This is a genomic window from Pseudomonas sp. DE0010, assembly GCF_007680745.1.
In the GTDB taxonomy this organism is placed as follows: Bacteria; Pseudomonadota; Gammaproteobacteria; order Pseudomonadales; family Pseudomonadaceae; genus Aquipseudomonas; species Aquipseudomonas parafulva_B.
The window spans coordinates 107514-114119 of sequence record NZ_VEJQ01000019.1 but is presented as its reverse complement, the minus strand read 5'-3'; the positions used below and the strand labels follow the sequence as shown (position 1 = coordinate 114119).

Sequence of the window (6606 nt, the reverse complement as noted above, 5' to 3'; positions counted from 1 at the left end):
TGATGGCCGGGGACTTTACAAAATTCCTGAGGATGCGGGGCGATAACTGGGTTTCTACGGATTTCGTACAGAGCCTAGCGGTTTCCAGATCCCAGGCACCAACATGCGCACAAAAGTGATCTGAAACTTCGGTATGCCGGGGTCATCTGAATTGATTGGCTAAGCCACTCTTTTGGTTGAAAAAACTCGGTTTAAAAATTGGTCATGGAATACTAATTGGAATACCGAAAGCTCGATTTCACGGTGCGCGGGCTCGTCTGAGGCCGTGACGACGGCAGTTCAGTCTGAGGCTTTGATTCTCTGATGCTGCGCTACCAAAAGCTGACCGTCAGGATCAGAGCAGGTGATGCCAGGTGCTGAGTCCTGGTAAAGGTGTAGTCACACGCTGCGAAATTCACATGAGCTGCCTCGGCTTCTGTGGACATATCTGCCGCACGGTGTAACCCGCCTGCAATAGACACGCTCCGTGAGGATCGAGTAGTGTCGCAGGCGAATTTGCTCCCGCATCTGATCGAGCAAACGAGGCTGTCCTTCCATGGTGTGTAACTCCCTTATACGCTCATCGAAACGCCAACAGCTCCAGCCTAGACAGGGATAACGAAAGGAACAAGGAATGTTATACACCACGCCCGTCCGGGCAGTTATACACCAATTGGTGTCTATTTATAGTTATGTGAAGAGTCTCAACGGATGACTGAACAAGAAACACACCATAAGATGGTCGTTGGCAGCTTTATAAAAAACAAGCTGGAAGAATATGAGTACTTCCTAAGAAAAATTATAAGTATTTGCAATCTAGTCAACAACAGCTTCTTAGCCGGAATCAACCCTGTCAACACAAGCGATGAAGACATAAATTTCACCTTCAATGCTTTCGTTAATACCTTCCAGTCACTGAAAGACTCTTTAAAAACAGCTACAAGCCAGAAAATTGCTTGGTCATACTTCTCAGGAGTAAGGCACTCTGCATTTGTCAAGGAATGCAGAAATGCCATAACGCATGACGGCATGCAAATCATCAACGCCTACACTGATGGCAAGTATTACATTGCGAGCAATATAGAAAGAATTGACAGCAAAGGGAAATTTATTAGCCTTGAAGCCCCGAAGCAAGACATTCTCACTCTGTGTCTAGAATTCTCTACTGACCTAATGCTTCAAGTCGAAAAAATCGCTGATGAATACGGCCAAAGCATTCCGACTCAAAGCAATGTAGACAAAATGAAATACATTGCACGGTACATGAGCAGCCCTATTGTTCCTGAGTTTGCGCGCACGTTATTCCAACAAAATCGTGAAATTATCGAACAGCAATTAGCAGCACATGTCTTCAATCCGGTAGCAGGCATTAAAAAGCAAACAGCGAGCATTAGCAGCCTATGTGCTCAAGCATAACAATTGGTTCAAATCGTTCGCTACGCTCACTGGGGCGGGCTAAGGCCCGCCCCTTAACCAAACGTTAGCTTTCACTAAGTAAGCGGAGATAACTTGAAACTTTTAATACCATCGTCCAAGCAGTTCAAAAGTTGGACTATGCTAAATAGAATTGGCTATGTTGGAGCTGCAGTTGGAATATTTGTAGGTTCAGTCCAGCTGATTATCTGGACTATTGGTGTTTACCAATGGCTGGAACCCGCTCCATCGAAGCTGAGTGCTCAAGACCTCCTCACCATTGATCAGAATCCGACTAAATTAGAAATAACGAGGGTAGAAAAAGAAAAAAACAGCTCCAACGATGAATTAGTCACTTTTACTATAAAAAACACATCTAATGTGACCGCGAAAAATGTCAGGGTAGAATTTTATAATTATGACTCTAATAAATCCCCATATAGTGATGAATTTGCTAACGGCTATAATGGTAATGGAGTAGATATTCGCGCTGGAGAAACTCGTAAGTACAAAGTAGCGTTACTAGGCGACTACGAAAACTTCTTTAACCCTGATGACTCAGGTGCGCCCCTTCTAAGGGTTTCAACAGAAGTTCAATCTGAACGACCGTTTGAGTTAGAGGCACTTGCCTGTGGAGTAATCAATGGTGATGTACCTCCTTGCACTTTCAGTACCTCGGGCAGGTCTACGGTTGTAGATATTAGATATGGCTCTATCTTTGGGCAAAAGTACCACGTACTAACTCAGTTCTATAATACTTTTCTCAAGGGTGAAGTTAAGTTTCTACCAAAGCTAACAATGAGCTCAAGCAAGGACGCAGCATAGCTGCGCCGCTTAGCTTGTCGTTAGATGGCTATGTCGAACCGGAGCATTGCAACGCGAATCATGGAAGTGGTGGCTGCATACGAGGCGAAACAAGTTGGAGCGTCGGCCATTGCCCGTGCACTGGAGCTACATGAGCCCGCGTTTGAGGCGCTTCCTCGCACAGTGCGCGACGAAATGCATCACCTATCCGTCCAGATCATCAGGGACGACGTAACGCCGCTGGAGGAAGCGCAACTCGGTTTCAAGTCTGATGGAGTGGCAATTTCAAGGCTTAGAGCTTTGCTTCAGTCAGTTGAAGAATGAGCCGCCTGATGCAAACGCTCGAGTCGATCAAGCGAGCCGGCAACGGCGACAAGTTTATCGTCTTTACCGATTTGCGATATATTCAGCGGGAATTGCAGCACGCGATTCAGCAGCGTTTCGGATTTCGGGCGACGGTCATCAATGGTGATACCAGTACCAGCAGTCAGAGCGCCAATAGCCGGCAGAGGCTGATCGATCAATTCCAGGAGCTGCCAGGTTTCGCCGTCATCATCCTGTCCACTATCGCAGTCGGATTCGGGGTGAACGTGCAGGCCGCCAACCACGTCATTCACTTCACGCGTTGCTGGAACCCGGCCAAGGAAGATCAGGCGACCGATCGGGCCTATCGGATTGGGCAGCAGAAGGATGTGTATGTGTACTATCCGACGGTTCGAGATGCAGCGATGCCGACGTTTGAGGCGACGCTGGATGAACTTTTGAGTAAGCGACGGGCGTTGGCGCGGGATATGTTGAGTGGGGCTTCGGAGCTTCAGGCTTCGGATTTTGAGGGATTGCTGGGGGCGCGGTGAAGGCTGAGCCTTTAATTAATCAAAATCACAATCGAAATAGAAAGGTGACGGCCAGCCTCGACACACTGTTAATGCCTGCCTCCCTATGCGGGGTTACTTGGCTATGTGTCAATTATGCGTGCAGGTTGTTCATTACTGCATTTGCAATTGCGGAGCTTTCAGCCGTCTGAGGGGGTTCTAACGCAGTGTCGCCAGCGAGGCCTGCCTGGATTGTTTACCTGTGAGCTTGTCCAGTCTTGGCGCCGGCAGCTCAATGGCCTACGGTGCGCTGAAGTTTGCATCGCAGGGCGCATACGTCGAAGCAGCTGTGGTGTCCATGATGTCGAGTAGGTTGAGCGAAGAGCTATCCGCCTCGGCATCGCGTTCTTCGTGACGGCGGCATCGATGGTCTATTGGATTACTCGCATCCGCTGTTCTGTGAGCGCAACTGCCTTTGCTTTCTCACCGTGGACAGCTCCCGGCAGCTTCAGGACAGACGGGGGATTGGGATGATCCAGCGGCGTGATCCAATCGCACGGGAGAACGTGCATTTCGCCATGCGCTGGCGTCACAGTGCCGCGCGAGTAGCTTGAGTGGATACTGGTGTTACCTCTGTGCAAAAAAGCCGCGTTTTGATGGGGCGCGATCTTTACCCATGCTGGCTGGATAGATATTGTGACGTCGTTCGCACACAGTTAGGTCAAAGAGCCATCAGGGACGTAATCAAGGGTTCTAGCGTACACTTTTACGCCGTCCCAATAATCGCCTCGCCAACCAGATATGCGAGGTCAATGCAGTTCAACGGGACGGATACATGGACAAGAATTCACTGACTGAGCGCGACATCTGCAGCAAATACATCACGCCGGCCATCACCGCAGCGGGCTGGGATTTGCACAAGCAGGTCCGTGAGGAAGTCAGCTTTACCAAGGGCCGCATCATCGTCCGTGGCAAGCTGCACAGCCGGGGCGAATCGCGCCGCGCAGACTACATCCTGTATCACCAGGCCAACCTGCCGCTGGCTGTTATCGAAGCCAAGGACAACAAGCATGCCCTCGGCGGCGGAATGCAGCAGGCGCTCGGTTATGCCGAGGCGCTGGATGTGCCGTTCGTGTTCTCCAGCAACGGTGACGGTTTTCTCTTCCATGATCGCAGTGGTACCGGCGCGCAGAAGGAAACCGAGCTGAGCCTGGGGCAGTTCCCCAGCCCCGAGGAGCTGTGGCAGCGCTACTGTCAGTGGAAGGGCCTCAGCGGCGAAAGCCAGCAGAAGGCCGAAGCCCCGTATTACGACGACGGCACCGGGCGCATGCCGCGCTACTACCAGATGAACGCCATCAACCGTACCGTTGAGGCCGTGGCGCGCGGGCAGGATCGCATCCTGCTGGTCATGGCCACCGGCACCGGCAAGACGTACACTGCCTTCCAGATCATCTGGCGCTTGTGGAAGTCCGGGCAGAAGAAACGCATCCTCTTCCTCGCCGACCGCAACATCCTCGTCGACCAGACCAAGAACAACGACTTCAAACCCTTCGGCCAGGCGATGACCAAGATTGCCAAACGGCAGATCGAAAAGTCCTACGAAATCTACCTGTCGCTGTATCAGGCCGTGACCGGCAATGAAGAAGAGAAGAATGTCTACAAGCAGTTTTCCCGCGACTTCTTCGACCTCGTGGTGATCGACGAATGCCACCGAGGCAGCGCCTCCGAAGACTCGGCCTGGCGCGAGATTCTCGACTACTTCTCCGGTGCCACCCACATCGGCCTGACCGCTACGCCGAAGGAGACCAAAGAGGTTTCCAGCATTACCTACTTCGGTGAGCCGGTGTACAGCTACACCCTCAAGCAAGGCATCGAAGATGGCTTCCTCGCCCCGTACAAAGTGGTGCGCATCGACTTCGACAAAGACCTGCAAGGCTGGCGCCCGCCCAAGGGCACGCGCGACAAGAACGGTGAGCTGATCGAAGACCGCGTCTATGACCTCAACGACATGGACCGCGACCTGGTGATCGAGGCGCGCACCCAGTTGGTTGCCCGCAAGGTCACCGAATACCTGACCGCCACCGACTCCTTCCAGAAAACCATCATCTTCTGCGACGACATTGACCACGCCGAGCGCATGCGCCAGGCCCTGGTCAACCTCAACCCCAAGCGCGTTGAGGAAAACCGCAAATACGTGATGCGCATTACCGGCGACGACAAGGAAGGCAAGGCCGAGCTGGACAACTTCATCAACCCCGAGTCGCGCTACCCGGTGATCGCCACCACCAGCAAACTCATGACCACCGGCGTTGATGCCCAGACCTGCAAGCTGGTGGTGCTCGACCAGCACATCAAATCCATGACCGAATTCAAGCAGATCATCGGTCGTGGCACCCGTATCAACGAGGATTACGGCAAGTACTGGTTCACCATCATGGACTTCAAGAAAGCCACCGAACTGTTTGCCGACCCGGCCTTCGACGGGGAGCCGGCGGTAATCTACAACCCCGAGGGCGACTCCTCACCGGTGCCGCCGGAAGAAACCGAGGGCGAAGAGGGTGACGTGATCGACGGTGGCGCTGGGCCAACCGAAGGTGACGAAACCACCGGCGGCGCTGACGACGATGGCTGCAAGAAGCGCGTCAAATACGTGATCAACAACGTCGCCGTCCACGTCATTGCCGAGCGCGTGCAGTACTACGGCCCGGACGGCAAGCTGATCACCGAATCGCTACGCGACTACACCCGCACCTGCGTTAAGAAACAGTTTGCCTCGCTGGATGACTTCCTGCGTCGCTGGAGCGATGCCGAACAGAAGAAAGTCATCATCGATGAATTGGCCGCTCAAGGCGTGATGTGGGAAGCCCTGGACGACGAAGTCTCAGCCAAGCGCGGCCAGCCGCTCGATCCGTTCGACCTGATCTGCCATATCGCCTTCGACCAGCCGCCGCTCACCCGCAAGGAGCGCGCCGAGCAGGTGAAAAAACGCAACTACTTCGCCAAATACTCCGGCGCCGCCCGCCAGGTACTGGAAGCCCTGCTCGACAAATACGCCGACACCGGCGTCGAGCACATCGAAGACATCAAGATTCTTCAGCTGGCGCCATTCAGCCAGATCGGTGCGCCGATTGAGCTGGTCAAGGCCTTTGGCGGCAAACCGGGCTATCAGCAGGCCATTCAGGAGCTTGAGCGACAGCTCTACGGATAACCGATGCCCAAACTTAATTCATTTGAAATCGCAGCTGCGCTCATCCGTAAGGGCTTTGTTCTGACCGTAAAAAATCAACATGCTAACGGGTATGAGCAACCTGGTTTTAACGGTCGTGTATTCGTCAAAATGAGCAAAACGGGTGCTCCTGTTGCCAAGCAGCCCTTCCTCATTCATCCAGAACATGCCACAGCAGGTAAATGGGACTCCATCAAGGTACTTTCCCCTTCGTTGCCAAATATCGGGTATCGAAACACCAACATGACGGGTTATCCCACCGTAGCTGGCTCTGACAGTAAATTAGCAATTGCATTGGATATCGCTACAGAGGCCGACCTTCATCAACTGCTTGATCTACTCGGTTATAAATCCTCTGTTTCTGCCCTCCAG

The 6606-nt window shown here is 52.7% G+C and carries 4 protein-coding genes and 1 pseudogene; all 5 read left to right on the top strand.

Annotated features, from left to right (window positions below):
* The first annotated feature begins 690 nt into the window (after positions 1 to 690).
* The 5 genes and pseudogenes from FS767_RS15470 to hsdR all read left to right on the top strand — a co-directional run bounded on the left by FS767_RS15470 (position 691) and on the right by hsdR (position 6216).
* Positions 691 to 1395 (top strand): hypothetical protein, encoded by a 705-nt coding sequence (locus FS767_RS15470; protein WP_144966666.1) that lies wholly within the window; start codon positions 691 to 693, stop codon positions 1393 to 1395.
* 93 nt (positions 1396 to 1488) lie between these two features.
* Positions 1489 to 2217 (top strand): hypothetical protein, encoded by a 729-nt coding sequence (locus FS767_RS15465; RefSeq protein WP_144966664.1) that lies wholly within the window; start codon positions 1489 to 1491, stop codon positions 2215 to 2217.
* A 60-nt stretch (positions 2218 to 2277) separates the two neighbouring features.
* Positions 2278 to 2520: a hypothetical protein gene (locus FS767_RS15460; RefSeq protein ID WP_144966662.1), complete on the top strand. Its 243-nt coding sequence runs from the start codon at positions 2278 to 2280 to the stop codon at positions 2518 to 2520.
* Positions 2521 to 2525: 5 nt separating this feature from the next.
* A pseudogene (locus FS767_RS15455) lies at positions 2526 to 3050 on the top strand (helicase-related protein); the annotation flags it as partial.
* Positions 3051 to 3843: 793 nt separating this feature from the next.
* Complete coding sequence (gene hsdR, locus FS767_RS15450; RefSeq protein ID WP_144966660.1) at positions 3844 to 6216, top strand: EcoAI/FtnUII family type I restriction enzme subunit R; 2373 nt, start codon at positions 3844 to 3846, stop codon at positions 6214 to 6216.
* The last annotated feature ends 390 nt before the right edge of the window (positions 6217 to 6606 follow it).

Coding starts and splice junctions, on each gene's coding strand:
- FS767_RS15470 (WP_144966666.1), top strand. CDS start 691: ATGACTGAACAAGAAACACACCATAAGATGGTCGTTGGCAGCTTTATA.
- FS767_RS15460 (WP_144966662.1), top strand. CDS start 2,278: ATGGAAGTGGTGGCTGCATACGAGGCGAAACAAGTTGGAGCGTCGGCC.
- hsdR (WP_144966660.1), top strand. CDS start 3,844: ATGGACAAGAATTCACTGACTGAGCGCGACATCTGCAGCAAATACATC.